Raw genomic sequence first — 26340 nt, forward strand, 5'->3', positions numbered from 1 at the left:
ACGGATAAAACGTGGATAACTGTATTTTTTGTAAGATTGCTGCAAAACAAATTCCTTCTGCCAGCGTCTATGAAGATGAAGAATTGCTGGCCTTTAAAGATATCAACCCAGCTGCCCCTGTGCACCTGTTGATCATCCCCAAAGTACATATCGATACCTTGTCTTCAGTGCAAGCTGAGCATACGGTTTTGCTGGGGAAAATGCTTGCTTTGGCGCCAAAGTTGGCACAGGAGCAAGGATGCGCACCGGTGCAAGAGGCTGATGGCAGCTTAACGGGCGGTTACAAAACCCTCATCAACACCGGACCGGATGGTGGGCAAGAGGTGTATCATCTGCATATGCATGTGATAGGTGGCCCCAAGCCTTGGCGCGGACAACGCTGATCTACCAGATGACCGACAGTGAACAGATGCTGAGCTGACATTGTGATATGGCTGGGTTTGATAATCGCGGGTTTCTATTCATATTTTTCGAGAGCAAGACTCTCATAAGGAGTACATCATGGGTTCATTCAGTATTTGGCATTGGCTGGTGGTGCTGGCTATCGTTGTTGTTGTGTTTGGTACAAAAAAGATCGCCAATATCGGCCCTGATCTGGGTAAAGCCGTTAAGGGTTTCAAAGATGGACTGAAGGGTGAAGAAGACAAGGCTGCTGCAGGATCCCAGCAAGTTGCTGACAAAAGCACGATAGATGTAGAAGCCAAAGAAAAATCCAAACTGTGATTGCATTCTTTACCGGTAATCTGGATTTTTTATGTAGGTTTTACCCATGATAGACCTGGGAATCAGCAAACTCGCCTTGATAGGCGTGGTTGCTTTGATCGTGATTGGCCCTGAAAAATTGCCCAAGGTGGCAAGAATGGCCGGTACCTTGCTGGGACGTGCGCAGCGTTACATCAATGACGTCAAATCTGAAGTCAGTCGCGAAATTGAGCTGGAAGAATTGCGCAAGATGCATAAAGATGTGCACGATGCGGCGCAGAATGTAGAGCAATCGATACACAAGACCTGGTCAGAGACTGAGCAGGAATTGCGCAATCTGGGTCAGGAAACTGATACCGCCTTGTTGCATACGGCCACGCCTGAGCAACTGGCGATCAAGGCAAAAAACTTCCGCCGTAAAAAACTCGCGCGTACTTCGGCACTGCCTGCCTGGTATAAAAACCGCCACGGCCAGCGTCAGCATATCATCTCTGGATCGGCAAGAATGGCGCGTCATCGTGCCTATCCCCGCTCTGGTGGCAGCTTCTTTTAATTTTCGCTTATGTCTTTGCGTTTTTATAATCTGGCGGTATTCGCATGAGCGATCACACGGAACAGGCTCCTGAAGAAAGTTTCATCTCGCATCTGGTTGAGTTGCGTGACAGACTGGTCAAGTCCATGTATGGCCTGGTCATCGCCTGCGGTGCTTTGATGTTATGGCCGGGCCCTTCGGCTATTTACGATTTTCTTGCGCAACCCATGCTGGCATCTTTACCTGCCGGTTCAAAAATGATTGCGACTGGCGTTATCTCACCTTTTCTGGTGCCGATGAAGGTGACCTTGTTGCTGGCATTCATGCTGGCCTTGCCCTGGATTTTGTATCAGGTGTGGGCTTTTGTAGCGCCAGGGCTGTACACCCATGAAAAGCGCCTGGTCGCACCGCTGGTGATTTCTTCTTCCGTGCTTTTTCTGAGCGGTGTAGCGTTTTGTTATTTCCTGGTTTTTGGCCGTGTCTTCAAATTCATCAATGAATTTGCTCCTGCATCGATCAACGTCTCACCAGATATAGAAAATTATCTGGACTTCATCATGTCAATGTGTCTCGCTTTTGGCGTGACTTTTGAGGTGCCTGTAGTAGTCGTGGTGCTGGTGCGCATGGGCCTGGTTCCCATCGATAAGCTTAAAGCCATTCGCCCTTATGTCATCGTCGGCGCTTTCGTCATCGCCGCCATCGTGACACCGCCGGACATTGTCAGCCAATTCTCATTGGCTGTGCCCATGTGTATCTTGTATGAGTTGGGTTTGCTGATCGCCCCCATGTTTGTAAGGGTAACCCAGGCACCTGAAGAAACGTCAGGATCCAGCGGATCAAACGGGAACTGATCTCAACCAGCTTACCAATGGTATCGCGCTACGGTAAGCTGTCAGCAAGGTAGTTTTCAGCTCATCAGTATCCATGCCCTTGAGCGGGCATTCAGTCCACACCATGAAGTTCTTCAGCTTTATCTGCTCTATATGCGGCAGTTCAGCATCAAAGCCCTTGGGCGGCCGTTGCAGCTTGCCTTCTTCCTGTAAAGTACCAAGCTGTGCTTTCAGTTTTTTGTCCTTCAAGACCTTGGTAAAACCATCCGGGTCGGCGACGATGTGATTGCGGATTGCCTTCAGGCGGTCTGATGGGGGCATGTATTCGCCAACCGCATAGAACAGACGGCCAGTACCATCCATCTGGAAATAATAAGCGGGCCCACCGCCTTCGCTGGGCTTCTTGCGTCCGCTAGGGACGATGGAAGAAGAGAAGGTGGTCTTGTAAGGCGATTTGTCATGCGCAAAGCGTACGTCGCGGTTAATGCGGAACAAGGCTTTTTTAGGTTCCAGCCCCAGGATGGCAGGGTCGAACTTGCTGATCTCGGTGATCAGCTCCGTCACCAGTTGTAAAAATTCTGCCCGCAAAATGTCGTAACGCGGTTTGTTCATGACAAACCAGGCGCGGTTATTGTTGTCGCCCAGTTCGGACAAATAAGCTTGCAAGTCGATCAGATGCATGAATTTCTATTCCCGGTTTTCTTCTTTACGTGCTGAAGGGCGTTTGCCTATCAGAATTTCCAGTGTTGGTTCCTTGGTGTCACGCAAAACCGTGACCTTGGCCTTGTTGCCTGGCTTTAGTTGTGCCACCAGGTTCAGCATCTGGGTAGTGTCGCCGACAGGCTTGCCTTCAATCGCGATCAGGATGTCGCCAGGCTTCATGCCTGCCTTGTCAGCCGGGCCGCCGCGTATGACGCCAGCGATGATGGCACCGGATTTTTGTTTCAGGCCAAAACTGTCTGCCAGCTCAGGCGTGATGTCTTGCGGCTCCACACCTATCCAGCCGCGCACTACCTGGCCATTGGTGATGATGGATTCCATGACCTGCTTGACCGTGCTTGCCGGTATCGCAAAACCTATGCCTACCGAGCCACCGGTCTGTGAGTAAATTGCTGTATTGACACCAACCAAATTGCCATTCACATCCACCAGCGCACCACCAGAGTTACCTGGATTGACGGCGGCATCTGTCTGGATAAAGTTTTCAAAGGCATTGTCGGTCAGGTTATTGCGTCCCAGGGCAGAGATAATGCCCATGGTAACAGTCTGGCCCACGCCAAAAGGATTGCCAATCGCGAGCACAACATCGCCGACACTGGCCGTGTCGGAGCGGCCCAGGGTAATCGCTGGCAAGTCTGGCAAATTGATCTTGATGACGGCCAGATCAGTTTCCGGGTCGGTGCCGACTATCTTGGCACTGGCCTTGCGGCCATCCGCGAGGGCAACTTCAATATCATCGGCTGCTTCGACCACATGGTTATTCGTCAGGATGTAACCTTCAGGGCTGACAATGACGCCCGAGCCGAGGCTGGACAGGCGTTCGGCCTGCGGGTTTTGCTGGTCGCCAAAGAAACGCCTGAGGAAGGGGTCATTCAACAGTGGGTTGCGGCGCTGCCGTACCTCTTTAGAGGTAAAGATATTCACCACCGAGGGCATGGCCCTCTTGGCCGCTGCACCATATGAGCTTTGCGCGGGGACGCTGTTGGCAGGCGCTTCCTTGACGATGGCACCGGCATTCAGGGTCTGGGTTTGTCTGCTGTTATAGCCAGCTTTTACCCAGTCGGGTTTCAAGGTGGTTACAATGAACCAGAGTGCCAGACCGACAGTGACAGTTTGGGCAAACAATAACCAAAGACGACGCATAGTGAGAATCAGTATGAAATCAGTGAATCGGGACGAATTAGCGCAATTCCTGGCAAAAGAACTGCAAGTAAATTATTTTCGTGATTATTGCCCAAACGGCGTACAGGTGGAAGGGCGTAACACCATTAAACATATAGTCAGCGGTGTGACTGCCAGTTTAGCATTATTGGAAAAAGCCGTGGAATTGCAGGCAGATGCCATCCTTGTGCATCATGGTTACTTCTGGCGCGGCGAAGACATGCGTGTCATAGGTCAAAAACAGCGCCGTCTGAAACTCTTGCTGGAAAATGATATTTCCCTGTTCGCCTACCATCTGCCGCTTGATAACCATGCAGAGCTGGGCAATAACATAGGTCTGGCCCGTCGCCTGGGTCTGACAGCGGACGGGCGCTTTGGTGAAAACGATCTGGCCTGGCTGGGGACTTTGGACGACAAGGCCATTGCCACACTGGCTGACCTGGCCTTGCATATAGAGCTCAAGCTGGGCCGCAAGCCCTTGCTGATCGGTGATCCGGCAGCACCTGTGGGCCGGGTGGCCTGGTGTACAGGTGCTGCCCAGAACATGCTGGATCAGGCAATCGCTGCCGGTGCCACGGTTTACCTGAGTGGAGAAATATCTGAACCTACGGTACACCTGGCACGAGAATCAGGTGTGGCCTATATCGCTTGCGGTCACCATGCGACCGAGCGTTTTGGCGTGCAGAGTCTGGGATAATTCATTGCTGACACGTTTGGAGTGCAGCACAGCTTTGTGGATATCGATAATCCGGTGTGAGGCCAGAATTTCCCTCCCCTTCAAGGGGATGGGTAGGGAGGGGATGGGTTTCTGATGATGAGCCAAAAATGAATTTACGCGGGAAATCCGTCACACTTTCAGATCATGACAATTTGTTTTGACCCCGCCAGAACATCTGGTTTTGGGGCGATACATAGCATCACTTCCTTAAAGCGTCTCTGATCTCACGCAACAACAACACATCTTCAGGCGTGACCTCTGGTGCTGGTTCCGGTGCAGGCTCTGCCTTTTTGAGCGCGTTGACCAGTTTGACCATCTGGAAAATCACAAACGCCAGGATAACGAAACCTACGCTGACAGTCACAAAATTACCGTAAGCGATAACGCCACCTGCTTTTTTTGCTTCCGCCAGCACCAGGTGCGTGCCCTGGCCATTCAGCGGTATGTAGTAATTTGAAAAGTCCAGTCCACCAACGATACGGCCGATGACAGGCATGACGATATCGCCTACCAGGGAATCAACGATTTTGCCAAAGGCAGCACCAATGATGACGCCGACAGCCAGATCAACGACGTTGCCGCGGCTGATAAAGGTTTTAAATTCATGCAACATGGACATAGAAATTCTCCGGTTGAGAAACTGCTAAATAAATCATAAACAAGGGACGAGGCGCATATAAATACCTCATTGTGCTGCAGAATAAACGACAAAAATGCATGCACAAAATGTAATTATCCAGATTTTAATGCCCAAAGCGGGGGAAAGGCCTGCAGTTTTTTGTCAATTTTGTTTTCTCTCAAGCCTTAAATATTTATTATTGCCTATGATTTTGTGCTCAAAGCGGCATTGCGACCAGCCTGAACTTGTATTTCGGGCTTGAATTGTTGAAAAATGCCAGCAAGTTGGCGTTTCGGATATCTTTTTCTTTAAAACCATATCCGGGTCATTTATAATTTAAGGTTGCTAGAAGCTGGGTTTTGCTTCATCAGTTTTTGATTATTGACAGATTGGGGTTGGTATGAGTATCGAAAAGCAGGTCGATTCCGGCCGTCGCGGTTTGCTCGTCGCCACTTGCGCGGCGGGTGGTGTGGCAGGCTTGGCAACGGCAGGTGCGCTGGTAAGCACTTTCCAGCCATCCGAGCGTGCCAAGGCCGCAGGTGCACCGGTGGAAGTGGACATCTCGTCCTTGAAACCAGGCGAAATGCAAACGACTGAATGGCGTGGTAAGCCAGTATGGATTCTGAAGCGCACACCAGAAATGATGGCGAGCCTGGCCAAGACTGAAGACAAGGTTGCCGATCCAAAATCGGAAAAACCTTATACCATGGACATGCCAGAGTACTGCGACAAGCAAAGCCGCTCACGCAAAGAACATAGCGACATCCTGATCGCCGTCGGTATTTGCTCGCACCTGGGCTGCTCCCCAAGCTCCAAATTCCAGGAAGGTGCTCAGCCATCTCTGCCAGATGACTGGAAAGGTGGCTTCCTGTGCCCATGCCATGGTTCGACCTTCGATCTGGCTGGCCGTGTATATAAAAACAAACCAGCTCCACAAAATCTGGATGTGCCTCGTCACATGTTTTTATCAGACACCAAAATCGTCATCGGTAAAGATGAGAAAGGCGAGGCTTAATCATGGCATTTGTTGAGAAAAAACTCCCGGCAGACGCTCCTGTCGTGGACAAGGCCTTGAACTGGGTCGATTCCCGTTTCCCGCTGACCAAGCTGTGGAATGATCAATGGGGCAAGTACTACGCACCAAAGAACTTCAATTTCTGGTACATCTTCGGTTCCCTGGCCATGCTGGTCCTGGTTATCCAGATCGTTACCGGTATTTTCCTGGTCATGCATTACAAACCAGATGCGAATCTGGCGTTTGCCTCTGTCGAATACATCATGCGTGACGTGCCCTGGGGCTGGCTGGTGCGTTACATGCACTCGACCGGCGCTTCGGCCTTCTTCATCGTGGTCTATCTGCATATGACCCGTGCCTTCCTGTACGGCTCTTACCGCAAGCCACGTGAACTAATCTGGCTGTTCGGTTTCGCGATTTTCCTGTGCCTGATGGCCGAAGCTTTCTTCGGTTACCTGCTGCCATGGGGCCAGATGTCTTATTGGGGTGCTCAGGTTATTGTTAACCTGTTTGGTGCCATTCCTTTCATTGGTCCTGATCTGTCCCTGTGGATCCGTGGTGACTATGTGGTGTCTGATGCGACTCTGAACCGCTTCTTCTCCTTCCACGTTATTGCGATTCCTCTGGTTTTGCTGGGCCTGGTGGTTGCTCACTTGATCGCCTTGCATGAAGTGGGTTCCAATAACCCAGACGGTATAGAAATCAAAGAAAACCTGGGTCCTGATGGCCATCCTGTTGATGGCGTGCCTTCTCACCCTTACTACACTTTCCACGATATTTTTGGCGTGACTGTGTTCCTGACTATTTTCAGTGCAGTCGTGTTCTTTGCACCGGAAATGGGTGGTTACTTCCTTGAGTACAATAACTTTATCCCGGCAGATTCGCTGAAGACGCCTCTGCATATTGCGCCAACCTGGTACTTCACGCCTTTCTACTCGATCTTGCGTGCAACTACTTCCGAGTTCCTGTATGTGGTGCAAGCCGGAGCTGTTGCTTATGTAGCACTGATTTGGCTGACCACCAAGTTGCCACAATTGCTGAAGATCGCAATTGCCGCAATTGCACTGGTAGCAGTCGCTGGCATGATGCCTGGTGCACTCGATGCGAAATTCTGGGGTGTGGTATTGTTCGGCGGCTCTGTCGTGATCCTGGCTTTCCTGCCTTGGCTCGATGTTTCTCCGGTCAAATCCATACGTTATCGTCCTGACTGGCACAAATATGTGTATATCGTGTTTGGTATCGCCTTTGTTGCCCTGGGTTACCTCGGTGTTGAGCCACCTTCACCAGTTCGTGAGCGTGTTTCCCAGGTTTGCGCGATCATTTACTACGGCTTCTTCCTGTTGATGCCATGGTGGAGTGCGATGGGGACATTCAAGCCCGTGCCTAAGCGCGTAACATTTGCAGCGCACTGAGTAAAAGCGAGGAAGAATAAGCATGAAATTACTTAAAAAACTGATCGCTGTGCTGGCATTTGCTCCTGCAATGGTATTGGCCAATAGCGGCACTTTCCCTCTGGACCGTGCACCTGATCGCTCTACTGACATGGCAGCATTGCAAAATGGTGCCAAGCTGTTCGTCAACTATTGCCTGAACTGTCACTCTGCTTCGGCCATGCGTTATAACCGCTTGAAAGACATCGGTTTGACAGATGAGCAGATCAAGCAAAACCTCTTGTTCACTGGCGAAAAAGTCGGCGACTTGATGAAAACCACCTTGTCCGCCAAGGATGCCAAGGATTGGTTTGGCGCAGTGCCTCCAGATTTGTCCGTGATTGCCCGTGCCAAGGCATCTGGCGACGGCACAGGTGCAGACTGGATTTACACTTACCTGCGTACTTACTACAAGGATGAATCCCGTCCTACCGGCTGGAACAATATGGTGTTCCCTAACGTAGGCATGCCGCATGTACTGTGGGAATTGCAAGGTACGCGTACCGTCAAGATGGTAGAAGAAAGCGACCCGCATGATGAATCCAAAAAGGTTCACAAGTTTGCTGGCTTTGAAACGGTAACGCCTGGCACTTTGAACAAGATAGAGTATGACAATGCGGTTGGTGACCTGGTCGCTTATCTGCAGTGGATGGGCGAACCGGCGCAAAGCACACGCAAGCGTCTGGGCGTCTGGGTCTTGTTGTTCCTCGCTACACTGGCTACGCTGGCATGGCTTCTGAACGCATCGTACTGGAAAGAAGTAAAATAAATGTAAGGTTTCTGGCTTGTGCTGCTAGCGGCATGAGCCCGGAATTTTTTGAGATCGTCCGTTTTTCTCCGTCGTAAACGGACGTGTAATCCCTGGGGTGAGGTGCGCAAAACTGGCTCCTCGCCCTGATCGTTTCTAAGGAACTATAAAAATGATGGTTCTCTATTCGGGTACAACCTGCCCATTTTCTCAACGTTGCCGCCTGGTCCTGTTTGAAAAAGGCATGGATTTTGAAATCCGTGATGTTGATCTGTTTAACAAGCCTGAAGATATCTCGACCATGAATCCTTATGGTCAGGTACCTATCCTGGTTGAACGTGAATTGATATTGTATGAATCCAATATCATTAACGAATACATCGATGAGCGCTTCCCGCATCCGCAACTGATGCCGGCAGACCCGCTGCAACGCGCCCGCGCCCGTTTGATGTTGTTCAATTTTGAAAAAGAATTGTTCATCCACGTCCACACTCTGGAAAACGACAAGAACACCGCGTCGGCCAAAGTACAGGACAAGGCCCGCGCAGAAATCCGCGACCGCCTGACCCAACTGGCACCTTTGTTCGTCAAGAACAAATACATGCTCGGTGATGAGTTCTCCATGCTCGACGTGGCCGTTGCCCCGTTGTTGTGGCGTCTTGATCACTACGGTATAGAATTGTCGAAGACGGCAGCACCTTTGATGAAATATGCAGAACGTATATTTTCCCGTCCTGCCTATATCGAAGCGCTGACACCATCTGAAAAAGTCATGCGCAGATAAGCAAGGCAATTTCAGGATAAGATAACAAGGCTGATGCATATCAGCCTTGTTGTTTTTGGGCACTACGCCTATGCTTGAGTAAGTTTTACAGTATTCGCAAGTACCACCTAAAGTACATTTCCATCTATCGCAGCTATCGCATTTATCGTATACACATGCAAGAAATATCCACCAAACCTTATTTTATGCGTGCCATCTATGAATGGTGCACCGACAATGGCTTTACCCCCTACATGGCGGTCAAGGTCAACCATGCTGCGCGCGTGCCTATGGAATTCGTCAGGAATGGTGAAATTGTACTCAACATCAGTTTTGGCGCGACCAGTGGTCTGAAGATGGATAACGATGCAGTTGCCTTCAAAGCCCGCTTCGGTGGTGTGTCCCGCGAAATCTATGTGCCGGTAGAAAATGTGCTGGCCGTGTATGCCAGCGAAAACGGCCAGGGCATGGCATTTGAAGTTGATCTCAGCGAAGCGCAGGAAGAAAGCGAAGAAGCTGTCGCAGAAGTCGAAGAAATCAGCAAGCCTGTGCTGGGCCTGGCATCGGTAAAAAGTGCCCCTGTCCCAGTAGAAAACCAGCTTTCTGAAGAAGAACCAAAAAAATCTGAAAAAAAATCAGAAAAGCCCTCGCTAAAAATAATAAAGTAGCCTATAATCTTGGTCTTCGGGAATGCAACGGCAACGAAGCAAAAACGAAAAAAGTTTCGCCGACTTAGCTCATTTGGTAGAGCAGTTGACTTGTAATCATCAGGTGGCCAGTTCGATTCCGGCAGTCGGCACCAAATTAAAAACCCATCGTTAGCAATAACGGTGGGTTTTTTCTTTTCTATTCATTTTTCGTCTCATACATATTTATTCCATAAACTGTTTTTTCATGAACTGCTCAAGCTAGGCACGGTCAGAATCTCTGACTGCCAGATACCAGGGCAGGGCTTTGACTCAATCTTTCTTAAATTTACGGTCTGGGAGTTTTATGCGAACTTGTATCGCGTCTTTGTTGTTGGTGATTAGTCCTGTACTTGCGGCCAGCGCTGCTCAAGCCCAGGATGGCATGCTCAGCCTCGAAATGCTGTACCACCCGACAAAAAAAGAAAAATTCGACACCAGGCCACTGACACGCCTGGCCTGGGATGCGCAAAACCGCCTGATAGAAACGCAAAGCAAGGATGGCGTAGTCCAGCAATTTGTAGTGAATCCTGCTACCTGGGACAAACAGGTGTTAAGCCTGGATGGCAATATTCTGGCGATGATGACAGCCGCGGGCATACCAGAAAAAGAAGCCAAAGCACAAATAGACAAACTGACACCGCAAATCAAGCCGGACCTGAAGTCTTACCTGTTCACTTATAAAAATGACTTATGGCTGCTGGACCTGCAACAAGGCAAGGTCAAAGAACTTAGCCATACACCAGACCTGGCAGAGGATGAAGCGATACTGTCACCTGACCTGCAATCGGTTGCCTATCTGAAGGGCAATGATATTTACCTGACCGATATCGCCACTGCCACAGAAAAACGCCTGACCACCGGTGGCAATGAAACCACCTTCAATGGCCGCCTGGACTGGGTGTATATGGAAGAGATTTATGGCCGTGGCAAATTGCGGGCATTCTGGTGGGCGCCCGATTCCAAAAAGATCGCTTACCTGAGTTTTGATGAAAGCAAGGTGCCGGTATATACCTTGAGCGGGGACCATGTACAGCCTATCAAGAGCGAGCACACCCGCTATCCCAAGGCGGGTGACCCCAATCCTGAAGTCAAACTGGGTGTCGTTGATATGAGCGGCCAAACCAGCTGGACTGAAAACCCTTATGCCGGCAAGGAAACCCTGATCGTACAGGTAGGCTGGACACCAGATGGCAAGTTGCTGGCATCCTGGCAAGACCGTGTGCAGACCTGGCTGGATTTGCGCCTGTATGATGCCCAATACCGCAGCAGGCAATTGCTGCGCGAGAGCAGCCCGGCCTGGGTAGAGCGCTTGCCTTTGCCACAGTTCTTGAAAGATGGCAGCTTTGTCTGGGAATCTGATCGTACAGGTCACCATCACCTGTATCGCTATGACCAGCAATATCAGTTCAAGGGCGCGATCACCAAAGGTGACTGGGATATACGCAGTGTCTATGGTGTAGATGAAGCAAAAGGTAAAGTTTTTTTTGCAGCCAATGAACGTAATCCCATAGGCAACGATGTATATGCCGTCAATCTCGATGGCAGCAAGCTGCAAAGGCTAACGACAGAATCCGGAACCCACAATGCACGCTGGAATAGTGCATATACCCATTTCATCGATAGCTGGAGCAGCCTCAGGCAGCCACCAAGGCAGGCCGTGTTCAATGCAGACGGGGTTTCATTAAAGCTGGTTGATGATGTTGGTGTGCCTGAGAAAATGCAGGGTCTGAAACTGGCCAAAGTCACCCAACAACAAATCAAGTCGCGTGATGGCTTCCTTATGGAAAGCCTGCTGTTCCTGCCACCAGACTTTGATCCTAATAAGAAATACCCAGTTTATCAGCACCTGTATTCCGGCCCCATGGCGTCTCAAGTGGTCGACCGCTGGAACAGCAATCTCTGGCATCACTTCCTGGCGCAGCAAGGTTATATCGTCTGGATAATGGATAATCGCAGTGCCAGCAACAAGGGCCTGGCCAGCGCCTGGCCCATACACAAAAAACTCGGCCAGCTTGAATTGCAGGACCAGCTCGATGGCCTGGAATGGTTGCGTAAGCAGGGCTGGGCAGATATGGACAGGATAGCCCTGAATGGCTGGAGCTATGGCGGCTATATGACTTCGTATGCGATGACCCACAGCAAGGCCTGGAAGATAGGTTTCGTCGGTGCGCCAGTCACGGATTATCGCCTGTATGACAGCGTGTATACCGAGCGCTACATGGGCCTGCCGCAAGACAATGCAGAAGGCTATGACAAGGGCAGCGTGTTGAAAGCCGCCAAGGACCTGAGCGGCAAGATCATGATCATGCATGGCACCATGGATGATAATGTCCATCCGCAAAATACCATCATGTTCATTGATGAACTGATCAAGAATGGCAAGGACTACAGCCTGCAATTGTATCCCGGGGCAGGCCATGGCCCGCGCGGTGACTGGGTGGTTTGGTCGCAGCAAAAAGCCAAGTGGGAATTTTTGAAAAACAATCTCTGATTCTTTTTTGACCTTCGAGACGTGATAATGAAAACGGTGCAGAAAAATCTGCACCGTTTTTTATTGCATTAAAGCTGACAAGGCAGAATGACGTGCATGCAAGAAAGCACGCAATAAAGTTGAGTAGTCTTCACTGACAGCAGTCTGCACTGAAGTCCGTGCCTGCAGGGTTTGCCGCCATGCTTTTAGTTTGGGAAGGTCGGTGAAAAATCCGAAATTTGCTATGTGCTCAAACACATCAAAATAGCGAAATACTGGCGCAAATGCCGCATCTACCAGACTGAAGTTATCACCTGAAAAATAACACCCATAGCCTAGCTGTTTTTCCAGTTGTACAAACTTTGTTCTTAACTCGGCGGCCTTGGCATGTAATATCTGCGCATCTGCGGCATTGTAAAAACCGCCTATGCTATTCAGAGTGGCGGAGGAAAATTCTATCCAGGCACGGTGTTGTGCTCTTTCCAGTGCTGCTTCCGGGTGCAGGCGGTGTGGCGTGGTTTCATCGAGGTATTCGCAAATGACTGCTGATTCAAAGATGGCCTGTCCATCTACCAGCAACACTGGCGTCTTGCCCAGTGGTGACACTTGCAGGAACCAGTCAGGCTTGTTCGCCAGGTCTATGTCTATACGTTCAAACTCCAGACCTTTCTCGGCGAGGGTAATGGCCGCACGTTGCACATAAGGGCAAAGCTTGTGGCTGACCAGGGTATATGTATTGCTCATGATTTACCCCTCTCTTATGCCAGTGAAAAGCGTGAACTACGACGCAGGGCAAAAGCACCATCACCGAGTAGCCAGAGCGCGATTGAAGTCACGATCAGAAACACCGGATATTCCCAGCCACCGTTAGGACTGGTATGCACCCAGCCATTGCCAAAATGCACGGTAGCGGCAACTACCATGATGGGTACCAGCGCCAGTGCAACCTGCCGGCTGTAGATGCCGAGTACCAGCGCCACACCGCCGAGTAATTCCAGTGCAAACACGGGATAAGCGAGAAAGCCCGGATAACCTATGCTGATAAAAAACTGCGCGGTGCCGGGCAGGGTAAACACAAACAGTTTCAGCAGGGCATGGGCTATCCACATGATGCCCAGGCTGATGCGCAGCAAAGTGATACCGTAGGCATTGTTGCTGTGGTCTGCAAAGGGATTTGAATGAGTCATTTTGTTCTCCAAAAAAGTGGTTGATGGAGCTACTATATGATTTCGCATTTGCAATGAAAATAGGCGGTAGTGCAAACTATGAATGCAAAAACGCAATACAAGCTAAATGCTGTTGACCTTGAAGTGGTGCTGGCGCTGGTGCGTACCGGCAAGCTGGCTGAGGCGGGAGAACGGCTGGCACTGGATGCATCCACCGTATTTCGCAGTATACAGAAGCTGGAAAAAGGCCTGGGGCAACGCCTGTTTGAACGCTCGCGCACAGGTTATCAGGCCAATGAGCTGGCTCAGGAACTGGCAGTGCATGCAGAGCAAATGGAAGCGCAGCTCGAAGCTGCCCGTTCCGCCATGCAAATGCAGCCAGATCAGGTCGCAGGAGCCGTGCGCATCACAACGACAGATACCATATTGCATGGCTTACTGGCACCTGTCTTGAAGCCTTTGCAACTGCTGCATCCCCTCTTGAGTCTTGATCTGCATGCAGGCAATGAACTGGCCAGCCTGACCAGGCGCGATGCCGATATTGCCATACGGGCAAGCAAGCGGCCACCGCAGCATTTGATAGGCAAGCACCTGGGGCATATACGGGTGGCTTTGTATGCAGGCAAGAGCAGCAAGATAAAGCACTTTGATGCTGACGTCGCCCAGCGACATCACTGGATAGCCCCTGACGATGCCTTGCCAGAACATCCGTCTGTCGTGTGGCGCAAGAAGCAATTCCCAAAGCTGCAGGCGACCTACAAGGTCAATAGCATACTCACCGTGGCAGAGCTGGTGGGACAGGGCTTGGGGCTGGGTATCTTGCCACTATTCCTCGCCCATGGGCGCAAGGATGTAGTGCAACTGAGTGATGTGCTGGATGAATGCCAGACTGAGCTATGGCTGCTCACGCATGCCGAGGCCAGGCATTTGCGCCGGGTGTCGGCGGTGTATTCCTACCTGTCGCAAGAGATGGTCTTGAATTGAAAAAAGCCGCTGTGAGCTTGATCACTCACAGCGGCTTTCTATCGGTAAGACAATATCAGGAAGGGATATTGAAGTCAGCCAGTTTTTTGCTGAACTTGAACAGCCAGATGCGGTTAGGGCGTTCAGTATCTGCACCACGGGCTACGCGCATGGTATTGCCTGCGGTACAGCCCAGTACACCGGCAGTAGTCGTCAGGGCGCCATTGGCATCAACCGTACACTTGGTGACGTCGGCACCAACCACGATAGCACCGCTAGGATCGACGATGACAGTCTTCATGCCAAAGTCATCGTCATTGGTCAGCGCCAGGGTGTTTTCATCGACCAGGGCCAGACCTTCGGCTTTTTCTGTCAGCCAGCCTGCATTGTTCAAATCAAACAACTGGGTTTTCTTTAGCAAAACGATGTCAGCATAATTGACACCATTGACTGCCGCACCTGTCATGCTACTTTTTTCCAGGTCTGTGCTCATGTTGGCGATATCAGTTGCATTGCTCGGTACTTGTACCAGCATCAGCTTGTTGAAGGCCTTGCCATCCGGGCCTGTACCTTGTTCTATGACGATGAATTTGCCATTTCCCAATGACACCATATCACCCAGTTTGGCATTGCCGGTTTTGCCTGCCGTGTATTGCGTGCTGTCGATAGGGTAGGCGTACAGCTTGGTCTTTTCTGTGGTTGGGTCGAACTCTACCCATCGGTTGAACTTCGCATAATCCTTGATGCTTTCACTGGTCGCTGCTGTTGCACCTGGCACGATGTAATTGGCCTTGCCGTCATCGAGAGGGCTTTGCACAAAGCCATTCAATTTGCCAGTGGCGACTTCCAGTGACAGGCCTTCCATGCCGCGATTGGCGCGGCGTTTCAGCAAGACAGCAGGCAGGTCGGCTGCGCCTGTGCCTGGCTGGTATTTTTTCAGGATGACGCCGGTGGCAACATCAATCTTCAAAATGAATGGGCCGTATTCATCAGACACCCAGACTACACTGCGTGCTGCATCATAGACGATGGATTCAGTATCGAGGCCATAGTCGCTAAAGCTTGTCTTGCTGCTGGCATCAAATTTGGCGGCATCATTCAAAGGCACTTCGGCAGAAGAACCGACCTTACCTGCCGCGATAGACAGGCCCGATGCATTGATAGTGGGACTGAACTTGATCGGCGTGCTTGATTTCAGCACAGCGCCATCCTTGCCTATGCTGATCAGGCCAAATGAAGGCGTGAAGCTGGGGGATGGGAAGAATTTGGCATCACTCGTGCCGGTAGCGCCAGGGGTCACGACAGAGTTAGGTACTTTAGGGCCATCGCCGTTAGGACCACGGTCGGTGATGCCATAAAATTCCAGCGAGCCATCAGCGGCCTTGCCCTTGAATGTCAGACCAGAACCATAGGATGGCAAGAAGCCTTTCGGGAATTCTGCCTTGACTGCGGCATTTGTACCTTCATATGGCACGAAGAAATTATCCGCAGCCTGCACCTGATAACGCGTGATGGCAGCGCTGACCGTGCCCAGGGCATTGGTTTGCGTCACGGTATCAACGACAGGTGTGCCGAGCCTGGATGCCATGGTGTCTTCAAAATGTTCGCGTACCAGGGTGCGGCGGTCTGCATCCACGGTGAGTTTCTGGTAATTCGCTGGCAGCTTGGCCAGAGTTGCCGTCAGTGCCGTGTTGAAGTTGGCTGCATTGGCATTGAAATCCAGCGTCTGACCAGCGAGCGCAGCCTTCACTGTAGCAGGTATTTTGATACCTGTAGCAACATCATTGTCTTCATCCAGCAATTGCAGGAATAGCAGGCGGTTGACTACGCTGTCGTCCTTGACGTTGCTGGAATTCGCCAGTGTCAATGGTGTAATGGTCGTGGCGCAAGGAGCAGAGCCGATACCTATGCCACCAACAGAAAACGCAACGGTGTCGCCCACATTGCAGTTAAAACCGCCAGTGGCAGATGTGTTTTGCTTGGTGCCGCCAGCAACAGAATATTCAAGGCCATCCACTGCGGCATCCAGGAATATGCCATTGACCGGTGTAGGCGTGGCAGGTGTGGTGACGACAGCATTATTGCTGCTGCCACCGCAGGCGCTCAGCAGCATGGCGGCAGCCAGGCTACTGAGTATCAGGTTCTTGTTACTTTGCATCATTTGATATGACCTTTTGAATAGATAAATTTGCGTTAAAATTCTTGCCCACGAATTTACTACTGGCATATGACGCAGCAATGACACCATTGGTAGTGCTGTCGTAATGCGAAGGTCACAATTGGCTTTTATAGTGTGCCCACACAAAATCCATGGAGTGCACATCATGATGAAATCTAAGATACGTCGCGCAATATCTGGTCTGGCTTTGACATTGTTGCTGCCATTAGGTCAGGCAATTGCCGCCAGCAATATGGTGCCCGACTATGAAGTCAAATTGCTCATGAACCCGAATGTGGTTCTGGATGCCGATCACAAACTCAAGAGTACGGTACTCAGCACCTTCAGCATGTCAGCGTCCGTGACCAAGATGAATGTGCTGTTCATGGATACCAATGCCAAGGATATCTACGGCAATACCTGGATAGCCCGCATACGCAAGACTGAAGGTGAAAGCGATTTCGAGCTGACCTACAAGAAGCGCTATGCCATAGATAATGGCAATATTACCGAGGCCCTGTATAAAGCCAATGCTGAAGGTTTTGATTCCACTGAAAAGAATTATGAAGCCCAGGTTGAATGGGGCTATCAAAAGAAAACCCTGAGTATCTCCAATAGCAAGACTGACAGCAAATCCGGTTATAGCGGCATGGACTTGCCATCAACCAGCGACTCCCGCAGCCTGATTAAAAAGAATATCCCTGGCAAGATGGATAACTGGCTGTATAGCGGCTGGGGCAAATCCATGCTCGATAGCTCGCGCAAGTATGGCCCCATCCTTGCTAAGCGCTCAGTCGGCAGCTGGAGTGGGCTCAAGCTATACATCGAAGTCTGGCCTATCCTGAACCAGGCTGGTACAGGTACTGACTACATTGTTGAGGCCTCTTTCAAGACCACGAGCGAAGCAACAGCATCAGCCAAGCATGATGAATTGCAGGCTTATCTGATTTCGCGTGGATGGTTTGTGGCAGAAGATTCGCTGAAGACCCAGCTCATCATGGATAGGTACTAAGGACTTACACAAAATTGTCCCAGAAAGGCGTAGCGACGAAGACAGTACTTTAGTACGGCTAGGCGCTGCAACGCAGCTGGGGCGGTTTTGTGTAAATCCGCTAAGAATCTTTAAGGCCTTGCCAGCGTGGCGTCAGTTCATGCGGCAAGGCAAACATATCGAGTACGCGACCAAGTGTGTGGTCAACCATCTCTTCTATGCTTTGCGGGCGGTGGTAAAAACCGGGCAGGGGTGGGAAGATGATGCCGCCCATTTCTGTCACGGCTGTCATATTGCGCAGGTGTGCGAGGTTGAAGGGTGTTTCGCGCACCATCAAAACCAGGCGGCGGCGCTCTTTCAAGACTACATCGGCAGCACGGGTGATGAGATTGTCTGACAGCCCATGTGCCACGGCTGCCAGGGTTTTCATCGAGCAGGGCGCGATGACCATGCCGTCTGACAAGAACGAACCGCTGGCAATACTGGCACCGACATCGCGTACATTGTGTACGACATCGGCCAGGGCTTCTACATCCTTGCGCTTCAAGTCCATTTCCTGGTGCAGGTTCAGTACACCTGCTTCTGAAATCAGCAAATGGCTTTCCACACCAGAAATATTGCGCAAGACTTGCAGCAGCCGCACACCATAGATGGCACCTGTTGCACCGGTAATGGCAACAATCAGGCGCTTGGGGGCTGCGGCGTCAGTCATGCTTTGCTTAGTCTTTCAGCAAAGTCTGCAATTCGCCGCTGTCAAACATTTCATTCATGATGTCAGAGCCACCAATGAATTCGCCTTTGACATACAACTGCGGTACGGTAGGCCAGTTGGAAAAGTCCTTGATGCCCTGGCGCACTTCCGGGTCTTCCAGTACATTCACGGTGACCATGTTTTGCACACCACAGGCTTTCAGCAACTGAATTGCACGGCCAGAAAAGCCACATTGTGGGAACTGGGCAGTACCCTTCATGAACAGAACTACAGGGTTTCCGGTAACAGTTTCTTTGATCCAGCTTTGTACGTCGCTCATGGCTATCTTCCTAAATCAGTAATTATGACTAATACCAGCATTATAGTAGAAAGCCCCTTGCAGTGTCGTTGAGCTTAGGCAAGGGGCAAAAAGAAGGGGGGAGATCTTTGATTGATTGATACCAAAAAGGATTTGTTTGCAATTAACTATCTTGTTTTGCGCAATGGTCTGGTATTGATCGCATTTTTACGTAATAAAGTGATCCAATTATTTAAAAATTTCTGAAAATGGCCTGCCGTCAGCTTGTGTGATAACTCGTTTGAGTAGCAGTTTGCCGAATTTGTCGTAATTTAATTGCAAGGACTCATCTCCAGGCGGGAATAACGGCCATCCGCCTGAATCTACTGAGCGTGATACATACACCCACCAAGCGACAGTATCCTTACTTTTATCTTGCTCTTCAGGAGTAATAGCATAGTGACATGTAAAATTTTTTCGAGTGCAATAGTCTTTTGAGTGCGATTGGGCCAATTGCTTAATTTGATGTTCGTCAACGATTTCAAGGGCAAATGATGGCAATGCCGTCAGGAAAGTGCATACAATAAAAATTAATTGCTTCATGGTTTATTGAAAAATGAGCTGCATAGTTGGCCAGCATCAATATAAAAAATAAACGATAACATTTCATCGATCTGTTTTGCCATAGATATTATTAAGCTTCTTCAATATCAGTTTTCATTAGTGTTACATTAAGACCTTAGAGCAATAGCCTAGAGCCGATAAATCGGCCATGTCTCTGGAGACCCGTATGCAAATGCGTGACACTCGAATTTCCTCGGGGCAAGTAAAGCCTGGCCCTGGCATAAGTCCTGCATCATCTGCCCGCATGATGATAGAACAGGCACATGAACGCTCAGCTGCCTATGGCTTGCCGCGCACGGCTACGCCAGACTATGGCCCGCTGGGCAAGACGGATCTCAAGACCCTGCTGGAACAAAACCGGGTCTTGCACCAGCATGCCTTGCCCGTCATGGAAAACCTGTATGAGCAAATAATTAACACGCACAATATGGTCATTCTGACCGATGTGAATGGGCTCATTATCCATACGCTTGGCGATGCGGATTTTCTGGAAAAAGCGGACAGGGTAGCCCTCAGCCCCGGTGTCACCTGGTCTGAGCGTAGCAAAGGCACCAATGCCATAGGCACGGCCATTGCCGAAAAAACACCCACCATCGTCCATGCCGACCAGCATTATCTCGAAGCCAACAATTTTCTGACTTGCTCTGCTGCACCTATCTTTGATGTCATGGGCAATGTCATCGGTGTGCTGGATGTGACGGGTGACCAGCATAATTTCCACAAGCACACCATGGCCCTGGTGCGCATGTCGGCGCAGATGATAGAAAACCAGTTGTTTGCCTCTTCTTTTCAGGATGCCATCAAACTCAGTTTTCATAGCCGCCCGGAGTTTTTGGGCACCCTGATGGAGGGCATCGCCTGCTTTGACAATGATGGCCGTTTTTTATCGGCCAGCCGCAGTGGATTGTTCCAGCTGGGTTTGCCACTATCTGCTTTGCAAACGCACACTTTCAGTTCCCTGTTTGGTTTGCCTGTATCAGCTTTGCATGAACACTACCGCACCGCGACACCGGGTTTGCTGACGCTGTGCCTGCACAATGGTGTGCGTGTGTATGCCAAAAGCCAGAGCCTCAAGCGTCCTTCAGCCGCTGCCAGGCATGTGCTGGACAATGCACGTGAACCGCAGTCGGTAGAAGTCAAATCCAAGCTATCGAGCCTGCATTATCTGGATACCGGCGATGAGCAACTTGCCCGCGCCATCGATAAGCTCAAACGCGTCATAGGTCGTGATATCTCGATACTGGTGACGGGTGAGACTGGCACAGGCAAGGAATTGCTGGCTCAGGCTGTGCACAATGATTCACCGCGTAAATCCGGCCCTTTTGTTGCCGTGAATTGTGCATCCATACCAGAAACCCTGATTGAATCAGAACTGTTCGGCTATGAAGATGGCGCATTCACCGGTGCGCGCAAGAAGGGCAATATAGGCAAGATCTTGCAGGCGAATGGCGGTACGCTATTTCTCGATGAAATCGGTGACATGCCACTGAATCTGCAAGCCCGTTTGCTGCGGGTCTTGCAGGAACGCATGGTGACACCTCTCGGCAGCAGCAAATCCATCCCTGTCAACCTCGCCCTGATCTGCGCCACCAACCGCAACCTGCGCGAGATGATAGGCAAAGGCGAATTCCGTGATGACCTGTATTACCGTTTGAATGGTCTGGTAGTGCGCTTACCACCCTTGCGTGAACGCACAGACCTTGATGTCGTGATAGCTAAAGTCCTGGCGACAGAAAGCGAAGGCAGGCAATACAGGATAGCGCCTGCAGTCATGCAGTTATTTCATGCCCATGGCTGGCCAGGCAACTTCCGCCAGTTGACGAATCTCCTGCGCACCGCCATCGTCATGACGGACGCCGATATGGAAATCCGTCTCGAACATTTGCCCGAGGATTTTCTGGAAGATATGGATGTGGTACTGAAACCCGCAGCCATGGCTTTGAGTCAAACACCAGCCAGTCTCGATGCGCTGGAAATGGATGCGATACAACAGGCCCTGCAACAACATCAGGGTAATGTTACTGCTGCGGCCAGGGCGCTGGGTGTATCGCGTAATACAATTTACCGCAAGCTGGCGGCTTTGAAGAGTGATTGATCAAGCTTGCGGGCCGTGCAAGACCGCAATACCAAGCAAATCATTTTCTTCATCCGTGAACAGGCGCGAGCGCGTCAGGAAGCGCTTGCCGGTGCCATTGTCGAGTGAAAACATGCCACCCATGCCTGCTACCACATCAATGATCAATTGCGTGTGCCGCCAGTATTCAAACTGATCACTTCCCATATAAAACGGCGTGCCATCCAGATCACCCAGATACACATCGGCATCACCTATGCCATATTCATTCCGGGCATAACACAGAGGTGAACTGCCATCACAGCAGCCGCCAGACTGGAAAAATAATAGCGGGCCGTATTTGGTTTGCAGCGTGCTGATAAATTCGAGTGCTGCAGGTGTGGCGGTAACGCGGGCGGGTGTGTTGGTCATTGTTCTCTTTTTCCCGAAGATTTTTTGTTATGCCATTTCGCAAGATCGAGATACAAATTCCCTCCCTTTCAAGGGGAGGGCTAGGGTGGGGATGGGTTTCGTTTGATTAACTGCAAATCAAATTACGGCCGAACCCCATCCCTATCCCAACCTTCCCCTTGAAGGGGAAGGAGCTATGCCCGGCACTTTGGAAATATCCAGATAATACTTTAATGACTACTAAAAGAACCCCATCGCATTCGGGTTATAGCTCACCAGCAGGTTTTTAGTCTGTTGATAGTGATCCAGCATCATCTTGTGATTCTCGCGTCCTATGCCGGATTGTTTATAACCACCAAATGCCGCATGTGCAGGATACAGGTGGTAGCAATTGGTCCAGACGCGGCCAGCTTCGATGGCGCGGCCCACGCGGAAGGCGCGTGAGCCGTCGCGTGTCCACAGGCCAGAACCCAGACCGTACAAGGTGTCGTTGGCAATTGATATCGCCTCTTCTTCATCCTTGAAGGTAGTGACCGATACGACAGGGCCAAAGATTTCTTCCTGGAAGATGCGCATCTTGTTGTGGCCCTGAAAGATGGTAGGCTTCACGTAATAACCCTTGGCCAGGTCACCATCAAGTACATTTCTTTCACCGCCTATCAAGAGTTGCGCACCTTCCTGTTTGCCTATGTCGAGGTAAGACAGGATCTTTTCCAGTTGTTCCTGTGAAGCCTGCGCACCTATCATGGTGGTGCTGTCGAGAGGGTTACCCTGCTTGATGGCCGCCACACGCTTGATGGCCCTGGCCATGAACTGGTCATAGATAGATTCCTGTATCAGCACGCGTGATGGACAGGTGCAAACTTCGCCCTGGTTCAGCGCGAACATGGCAAAACCTTCCAGGCATTTGTCGAAAAAGGCATCGTCCTGATCCAGGACGTCGGCGAAGAAAATATTCGGTGATTTTCCACCAAGTTCCAGCGTGACAGGGATGATGTTTTGCGATGCATACTGCATGATCAGGCGACCAGTGCCGGTTTCACCAGTGAAGGCAATCTTGGCAATGCGCTTGCTGGATGCCAGAGGTTTACCCGCTTCCAGACCAAACCCATTGACGATATTCAAGACGCCGGGTGGTAGCAGGTCCTTGATCAAATCAATCAACACCATGATGGATGCTGGTGTTTGCTCTGCCGGTTTGAGGACGATGCAATTGCCTGCGGCCAGTGCCGGTGCCATCTTCCACACCGCCATCAGTATAGGGAAATTCCATGGAATGATCTGCCCAACCACGCCCAGCGGTTCATGGAAGTGATAGGCATAAGTTTGGTCATCGATTTGCGCGACAGTGCCTTCCTGCGCCCTTATGCAGCCGGCGAAATAGCGGAAGTGATCAATCGCCAGAGGAATATCCGCCGCCATGGTTTCGCGTATGGGTTTGCCATTGTCTATGGTCTCTGCCGTTGCCAGCAGGCTGAGGTTGGCTTCCATGCGGTCTGCAATTCTATTCAGGATGTTCGAGCGCTCAGCAAGCGAGGTCTTGCCCCATGCCTTCTTGGCGGCATGGGCGGCATCGAGTGCCAGTTCCACGTCTTCTGCGGTTGAACGCGCGACTTCGCAAAAAGCCTGGCCGATGACGGGGCTGATATTCTCGAAATATTCACCCTTGACCGGGGCCACAAATTTGCCGCCTATGAAATTATCGTAGCGTTTGGCGAAAGGATTGCTGATACCGAGTTTGCTGATGTCTGCCATGTTCATGATGGTGGTCTCCGTTGTTTATTAGATGGTGTGCATAAGCTGCGACACGGGGATAACAACGCAAACGGCGTGCCATGGCTAAAATATTTTCCTTGCGGAAAAATACAGCAGGTACAGATTAGCGAGGGAGAAGGTGCAGAGGGAGAATGACTGCCGATGCTAATGACGGATTTGCGGAGGAGAGAGGAATGACAAATCAAGGTGTCACATTATTTCGCAACACAGATCAGACTGTCACAATTTGGGACAGTCTGATCAACTAGTCTATTTCTTACTTATTACTTACCCACGCAATTTCGCAAACGCCGCAGCCATCGCATTACCAGCGGGTGCTGGTGCCTGGGCTTGCGAGCGGTGTTGATTGAGGCGCTTGGCGTCGTTACGGTCGCCACGTTGTTCAGGCTTGCTGCCAGCGACAGGTGCTGCATCGGTCAGGCGCATGGTCAGGGCGATGCGCTGGCGTTTGACATCGACTTCCAGCACTTTCACCTTGACGACCTGGCCAGCCTTGACGACTGTATGCGGGTCTTTGACGAAGGTGTTGGACAAGGCAGAGATATGTACCAGGCCATCCTGATGCACACCAATATCAACGAAAGCACCAAAGGCGGCAACGTTAGTAACTACGCCTTCCAAAATCATATCAGGGCGCAAATCCTTGATTTCTTCCACGCCATCCTTGAAGGTGGCGGTCGTGAATTCAGGACGCGGGTCACGGCCTGGTTTTTCCAGCTCGCCGATGATGTCGGTGATGGTCGGCACACCAAATTTTTCATCAGCGTATTTGGCTGGATTCAAAGACTTCAACAAACCAGCATCACCGATGACGCCCTTCACATCCTTCTTGATATCAGCCAGGATTTTTTCTACCAGTGGATAAGATTCAGGGTGGACTGCAGATGCATCAAGCGGGTTGCTGCCATTCATGATGCGCAGGAAACCGGCTGCTTGCTCGAAAGTCTTGTCACCCAGACGCGGTACTGCACGCAAGTCTGAACGCGAGTTGAACATACCCTTGGCATCGCGGAAATTAACGATGCTTTGCGCCACGCTGGACGACAGGCCAGACACACGCGCCAGCAAAGGAGCAGAAGCCGTATTCACATCGACACCAACCGCATTCACACAATCTTCAACGACGGCATCGAGCGAGCGCGCCAGTTGTGACTGGCTGACATCATGCTGGTACTGACCAACACCGATGGACTTGGGATCAATTTTCACCAGCTCAGCCAGCGGGTCTTGCAGGCGACGGGCAATTGATACCGCACCACGGATGGAGACGTCCAGGTCAGGCAATTCCTTGGAAGCAAATTCAGAAGCGGAATACACCGATGCACCGGCTTCAGAGACCACGATCTTGGTCAGCTTGAGTTCAGGCTTGAGCTTGATCAAATCGCCGGCCAGCTTGTCGGTTTCACGCGAAGCCGTGCCATTGCCGATGGAGATCAGCGATACATTATGCTTGGCTGCCAGTTGCGCCAATACATGCAGCGAACCATCCCAGTCATTGCGCGGCTGATGCGGGTAAATGGTCGCATGCTCAACGACCTTGCCAGTGGCATCCACGATCGCTACTTTGACGCCGGTACGCAGACCAGGATCAAGACCCATGGTGGCGCGTGGGCCGGCAGGTGCTGCCAGCAGCAGGGCTTTGAGGTTGCGGGCAAATACATTGATGGCTTCAATTTCTGCGGTTTCGCGCAGCTTGCCCATCAGCTCAGTATCGAGATGCATGAAGACTTTAACGCGCCAGGCCCAGCGTACTGTATCGACCAGCCATTTGTCGGCCGGGCGGTCTTTCTGGCTGACGCCAAAGCGGGCAGCGATGCGGCTTTCGCATGGGTTCAGCGGTGCATCCCATTTTGGTTTTTCTTCTTCGCTATCCAGACGCAGAGTCACAGTCAGCATTTCTTCGCGGCGGCCACGGAACAGGGCCAGGGCGCGGTGAGAAGGGATAGTGCCCAGGGTTTCTGAATAATCGAAGTAATCGGCGAATTTTTCACCGGCTTCTTCTTTGCCAGCAACGACCTTGGATTCCACGATGCCGTGGTCATTCAGGTATTCACGCAGGGCTTGCAACAGGGTCGCATCTTCGGCAAAGCGTTCCATCAGGATCTGGCGTGCACCGTCAAGGGCTGCCTTGGCATCTGGCACGCCTGGGTTGTCGCCATTGTCGGTAGTGAAGGCTGGCTTCAGGTAATTCGCAGCTTCGGTATCCGGGTTCAGCATAGGGTCGGCCAGCAAGGCATCGGCCAGTGGCAGCAAACCAGCTTCAACGGCGATCTGGGCCTTGGTGCGACGCTTGGGTTTATACGGCAGGTACAAATCTTCGAGGCGGGTCTTGTCTTCGGCATGGGTGATGGCGTCCAGCAGCACTGGCGTCATCTTGCCCTGTTCTTCTATCGAAGCGATGATGGCGGTACGGCGGTCTTCCAGCTCGCGCAGGTAGCGCAGGCGCTCTTCCAGCAGGCGCAGCTGTATATCATCCAGGCCACCAGTCACTTCTTTACGGTAACGGGCGATAAACGGGACGGTTGCACCTTCGTCCAGCAAGGCAACAGCAGCAGCAACCTGAACTGGCTTGGCTACCAGTTCTACGGCAAGTCTTTGTTCAATCGAAGGCAACATAAATCCAGAATCCAGACATAAAAAAAGCAATCAAGGCGCAGATGATACGCAATTTGTGACTTTGCGCCAGTCTTGACAGCAGAAGAGACTAGGGTTAGAACTTCAAAGTTGCCTGAATTGCATATTAAAAAGAGATGTCGGGCAGCGATAAACAGGTTGTTTATCAATTACTTATCGCAGTCTTTTCATTTTGAGT

General features: G+C 51.0%; 26 protein-coding genes and 1 tRNA gene. 15 read left to right on the plus strand and 12 right to left on the minus strand.

Annotated features, from left to right (window positions below):
• Positions 1–11: 11 nt before the first annotated feature.
• From ACO0LN_RS26195 to tatC, 4 genes are all read left to right on the plus strand, one after another.
• Entirely contained in the window at positions 12–383 is a 372-nt protein-coding gene (locus ACO0LN_RS26195) for a histidine triad nucleotide-binding protein (protein WP_422979006.1), read from the plus strand.
• A gap of 118 nt (positions 384–501) precedes the next feature.
• On the plus strand, positions 502–723 hold the full coding sequence (tatA, locus tag ACO0LN_RS26200) for a Sec-independent protein translocase subunit TatA (RefSeq protein WP_422950322.1): 222 nt from the start codon (positions 502–504) through the stop codon (positions 721–723).
• Between the two features lie 46 nt (positions 724–769).
• The gene (gene tatB / locus ACO0LN_RS26205; protein ID WP_422979008.1) at positions 770–1255 is read left to right on the plus strand and encodes a Sec-independent protein translocase protein TatB; all 486 of its coding nucleotides are present in this window, start codon (positions 770–772) and stop codon (positions 1253–1255) included.
• Between the two features lie 44 nt (positions 1256–1299).
• Entirely contained in the window at positions 1300–2085 is a 786-nt protein-coding gene (gene tatC, locus ACO0LN_RS26210) for a twin-arginine translocase subunit TatC (protein WP_422979010.1), read from the plus strand.
• On the opposite strand, the gene ACO0LN_RS26215 is transcribed toward tatC, so the two are convergent.
• Both ACO0LN_RS26215 and ACO0LN_RS26220 read right to left on the minus strand, forming a co-directional pair.
• The gene (locus ACO0LN_RS26215) at positions 2071–2745 is read right to left on the minus strand and encodes a DUF2461 domain-containing protein (protein ID WP_422979012.1); all 675 of its coding nucleotides are present in this window, start codon (positions 2743–2745) and stop codon (positions 2071–2073) included. The genes tatC and ACO0LN_RS26215 overlap by 15 nt on opposite strands.
• A 6-nt stretch (positions 2746–2751) precedes the next feature.
• Positions 2752–3927 carry a Do family serine endopeptidase gene (locus ACO0LN_RS26220; protein ID WP_422979014.1) on the minus strand — a complete coding sequence of 392 codons (1176 nt, stop codon included), beginning with the start codon at positions 3925–3927 and terminating at the stop codon, positions 2752–2754.
• Between the two features lie 13 nt (positions 3928–3940).
• Between ACO0LN_RS26220 and ACO0LN_RS26225 the strand changes: the two genes are divergently transcribed.
• A complete protein-coding gene (locus ACO0LN_RS26225; protein WP_422979016.1) occupies positions 3941–4642 on the plus strand; it encodes a Nif3-like dinuclear metal center hexameric protein in 702 nt (233 codons plus the stop codon).
• A gap of 220 nt (positions 4643–4862) precedes the next feature.
• Here ACO0LN_RS26225 and mscL read toward each other — a convergent pair whose 3' ends face one another.
• The gene (gene mscL / locus ACO0LN_RS26230; RefSeq protein WP_162043482.1) at positions 4863–5282 is read right to left on the minus strand and encodes a large conductance mechanosensitive channel protein MscL; all 420 of its coding nucleotides are present in this window, start codon (positions 5280–5282) and stop codon (positions 4863–4865) included.
• A gap of 400 nt (positions 5283–5682) precedes the next feature.
• Between mscL and petA the strand changes: the two genes are divergently transcribed.
• From petA to ACO0LN_RS26265, 7 genes are all read left to right on the plus strand, one after another.
• Complete coding sequence (petA, locus tag ACO0LN_RS26235; RefSeq protein WP_162060918.1) at positions 5683–6297, plus strand: ubiquinol-cytochrome c reductase iron-sulfur subunit; 615 nt, start codon at positions 5683–5685, stop codon at positions 6295–6297.
• A complete protein-coding gene (locus tag ACO0LN_RS26240) occupies positions 6297–7709 on the plus strand; it encodes a cytochrome b (RefSeq protein WP_422979059.1) in 1413 nt (470 codons plus the stop codon). The genes petA and ACO0LN_RS26240 overlap by 1 nt, the downstream gene beginning before the upstream one ends.
• A gap of 22 nt (positions 7710–7731) precedes the next feature.
• Positions 7732–8496 carry a cytochrome c1 gene (locus tag ACO0LN_RS26245; protein WP_422979018.1) on the plus strand — a complete coding sequence of 255 codons (765 nt, stop codon included), beginning with the start codon at positions 7732–7734 and terminating at the stop codon, positions 8494–8496.
• A 151-nt stretch (positions 8497–8647) separates the two neighbouring features.
• The gene (locus ACO0LN_RS26250) at positions 8648–9259 is read left to right on the plus strand and encodes a glutathione S-transferase N-terminal domain-containing protein (protein WP_110256517.1); all 612 of its coding nucleotides are present in this window, start codon (positions 8648–8650) and stop codon (positions 9257–9259) included.
• 155 nt (positions 9260–9414) lie between these two features.
• The gene (locus ACO0LN_RS26255) at positions 9415–9906 is read left to right on the plus strand and encodes a ClpXP protease specificity-enhancing factor (RefSeq protein ID WP_422979020.1); all 492 of its coding nucleotides are present in this window, start codon (positions 9415–9417) and stop codon (positions 9904–9906) included.
• Between the two features lie 58 nt (positions 9907–9964).
• Positions 9965–10040 (plus strand) — tRNA-Thr (locus ACO0LN_RS26260).
• A gap of 191 nt (positions 10041–10231) precedes the next feature.
• Positions 10232–12418, plus strand: coding sequence for a S9 family peptidase (locus ACO0LN_RS26265; RefSeq protein ID WP_422979022.1), 2187 nt, complete (start codon positions 10232–10234; stop codon positions 12416–12418).
• Between the two features lie 60 nt (positions 12419–12478).
• Here the strand turns inward: ACO0LN_RS26265 and ACO0LN_RS26270 are convergent, their stop codons facing one another.
• Together ACO0LN_RS26270 and ACO0LN_RS26275 are read right to left on the minus strand one after the other, a co-directional pair.
• Positions 12479–13141 carry a glutathione S-transferase family protein gene (locus tag ACO0LN_RS26270; protein ID WP_422979024.1) on the minus strand — a complete coding sequence of 221 codons (663 nt, stop codon included), beginning with the start codon at positions 13139–13141 and terminating at the stop codon, positions 12479–12481.
• A gap of 14 nt (positions 13142–13155) precedes the next feature.
• A complete protein-coding gene (locus tag ACO0LN_RS26275) occupies positions 13156–13584 on the minus strand; it encodes a DoxX family protein (RefSeq protein WP_162060913.1) in 429 nt (142 codons plus the stop codon).
• 78 nt (positions 13585–13662) lie between these two features.
• On the opposite strand from ACO0LN_RS26275, the gene ACO0LN_RS26280 reads away from it, so the two are divergent.
• On the plus strand, positions 13663–14547 hold the full coding sequence (locus ACO0LN_RS26280; RefSeq protein WP_422979027.1) for a LysR family transcriptional regulator: 885 nt from the start codon (positions 13663–13665) through the stop codon (positions 14545–14547).
• Between the two features lie 55 nt (positions 14548–14602).
• On the opposite strand, the gene ACO0LN_RS26285 is transcribed toward ACO0LN_RS26280, so the two are convergent.
• Positions 14603–16687 carry an esterase-like activity of phytase family protein gene (locus ACO0LN_RS26285; protein WP_422979028.1) on the minus strand — a complete coding sequence of 695 codons (2085 nt, stop codon included), beginning with the start codon at positions 16685–16687 and terminating at the stop codon, positions 14603–14605.
• 163 nt (positions 16688–16850) lie between these two features.
• Here ACO0LN_RS26285 and ACO0LN_RS26290 point away from each other — a divergent pair, with 163 nt between their 5' ends.
• The gene (locus tag ACO0LN_RS26290; RefSeq protein ID WP_422979030.1) at positions 16851–17696 is read left to right on the plus strand and encodes a hypothetical protein; all 846 of its coding nucleotides are present in this window, start codon (positions 16851–16853) and stop codon (positions 17694–17696) included.
• A gap of 100 nt (positions 17697–17796) precedes the next feature.
• Here the strand turns inward: ACO0LN_RS26290 and ACO0LN_RS26295 are convergent, their stop codons facing one another.
• The 3 genes from ACO0LN_RS26295 to ACO0LN_RS26305 all read right to left on the minus strand — a co-directional run bounded on the left by ACO0LN_RS26295 (position 17797) and on the right by ACO0LN_RS26305 (position 19267).
• Positions 17797–18387 carry a UbiX family flavin prenyltransferase gene (locus tag ACO0LN_RS26295; protein WP_422979032.1) on the minus strand — a complete coding sequence of 197 codons (591 nt, stop codon included), beginning with the start codon at positions 18385–18387 and terminating at the stop codon, positions 17797–17799.
• A gap of 7 nt (positions 18388–18394) precedes the next feature.
• The gene (grxD, locus tag ACO0LN_RS26300; protein WP_422979034.1) at positions 18395–18706 is read right to left on the minus strand and encodes a Grx4 family monothiol glutaredoxin; all 312 of its coding nucleotides are present in this window, start codon (positions 18704–18706) and stop codon (positions 18395–18397) included.
• 207 nt (positions 18707–18913) lie between these two features.
• Positions 18914–19267, minus strand: a complete 354-nt coding sequence (locus ACO0LN_RS26305; RefSeq protein ID WP_422979036.1) for a hypothetical protein — start codon at positions 19265–19267, stop codon at positions 18914–18916.
• Between the two features lie 268 nt (positions 19268–19535).
• On the opposite strand from ACO0LN_RS26305, the gene ACO0LN_RS26310 reads away from it, so the two are divergent.
• Positions 19536–21383, plus strand: a complete 1848-nt coding sequence (locus ACO0LN_RS26310) for a sigma-54-dependent Fis family transcriptional regulator (protein ID WP_422979061.1) — start codon at positions 19536–19538, stop codon at positions 21381–21383.
• On the opposite strand, the gene ACO0LN_RS26315 is transcribed toward ACO0LN_RS26310, so the two are convergent.
• The 3 genes from ACO0LN_RS26315 to ACO0LN_RS26325 all read right to left on the minus strand — a co-directional run bounded on the left by ACO0LN_RS26315 (position 21384) and on the right by ACO0LN_RS26325 (position 26144).
• Positions 21384–21773 (minus strand): DUF779 domain-containing protein, encoded by a 390-nt coding sequence (locus ACO0LN_RS26315; RefSeq protein ID WP_422979038.1) that lies wholly within the window; start codon positions 21771–21773, stop codon positions 21384–21386.
• A gap of 219 nt (positions 21774–21992) precedes the next feature.
• On the minus strand, positions 21993–23513 hold the full coding sequence (gene adh, locus ACO0LN_RS26320) for an aldehyde dehydrogenase (protein WP_422979040.1): 1521 nt from the start codon (positions 23511–23513) through the stop codon (positions 21993–21995).
• A gap of 282 nt (positions 23514–23795) precedes the next feature.
• Entirely contained in the window at positions 23796–26144 is a 2349-nt protein-coding gene (locus tag ACO0LN_RS26325) for a Tex family protein (RefSeq protein WP_422979042.1), read from the minus strand.
• Between the last annotated feature and the right edge of the window lie 196 nt (positions 26145–26340).

It is taken from the genome of Undibacterium sp. TC9W (genome assembly GCF_049339865.1).
GTDB lineage: Bacteria > Pseudomonadota > Gammaproteobacteria > Burkholderiales > Burkholderiaceae_D > Undibacterium.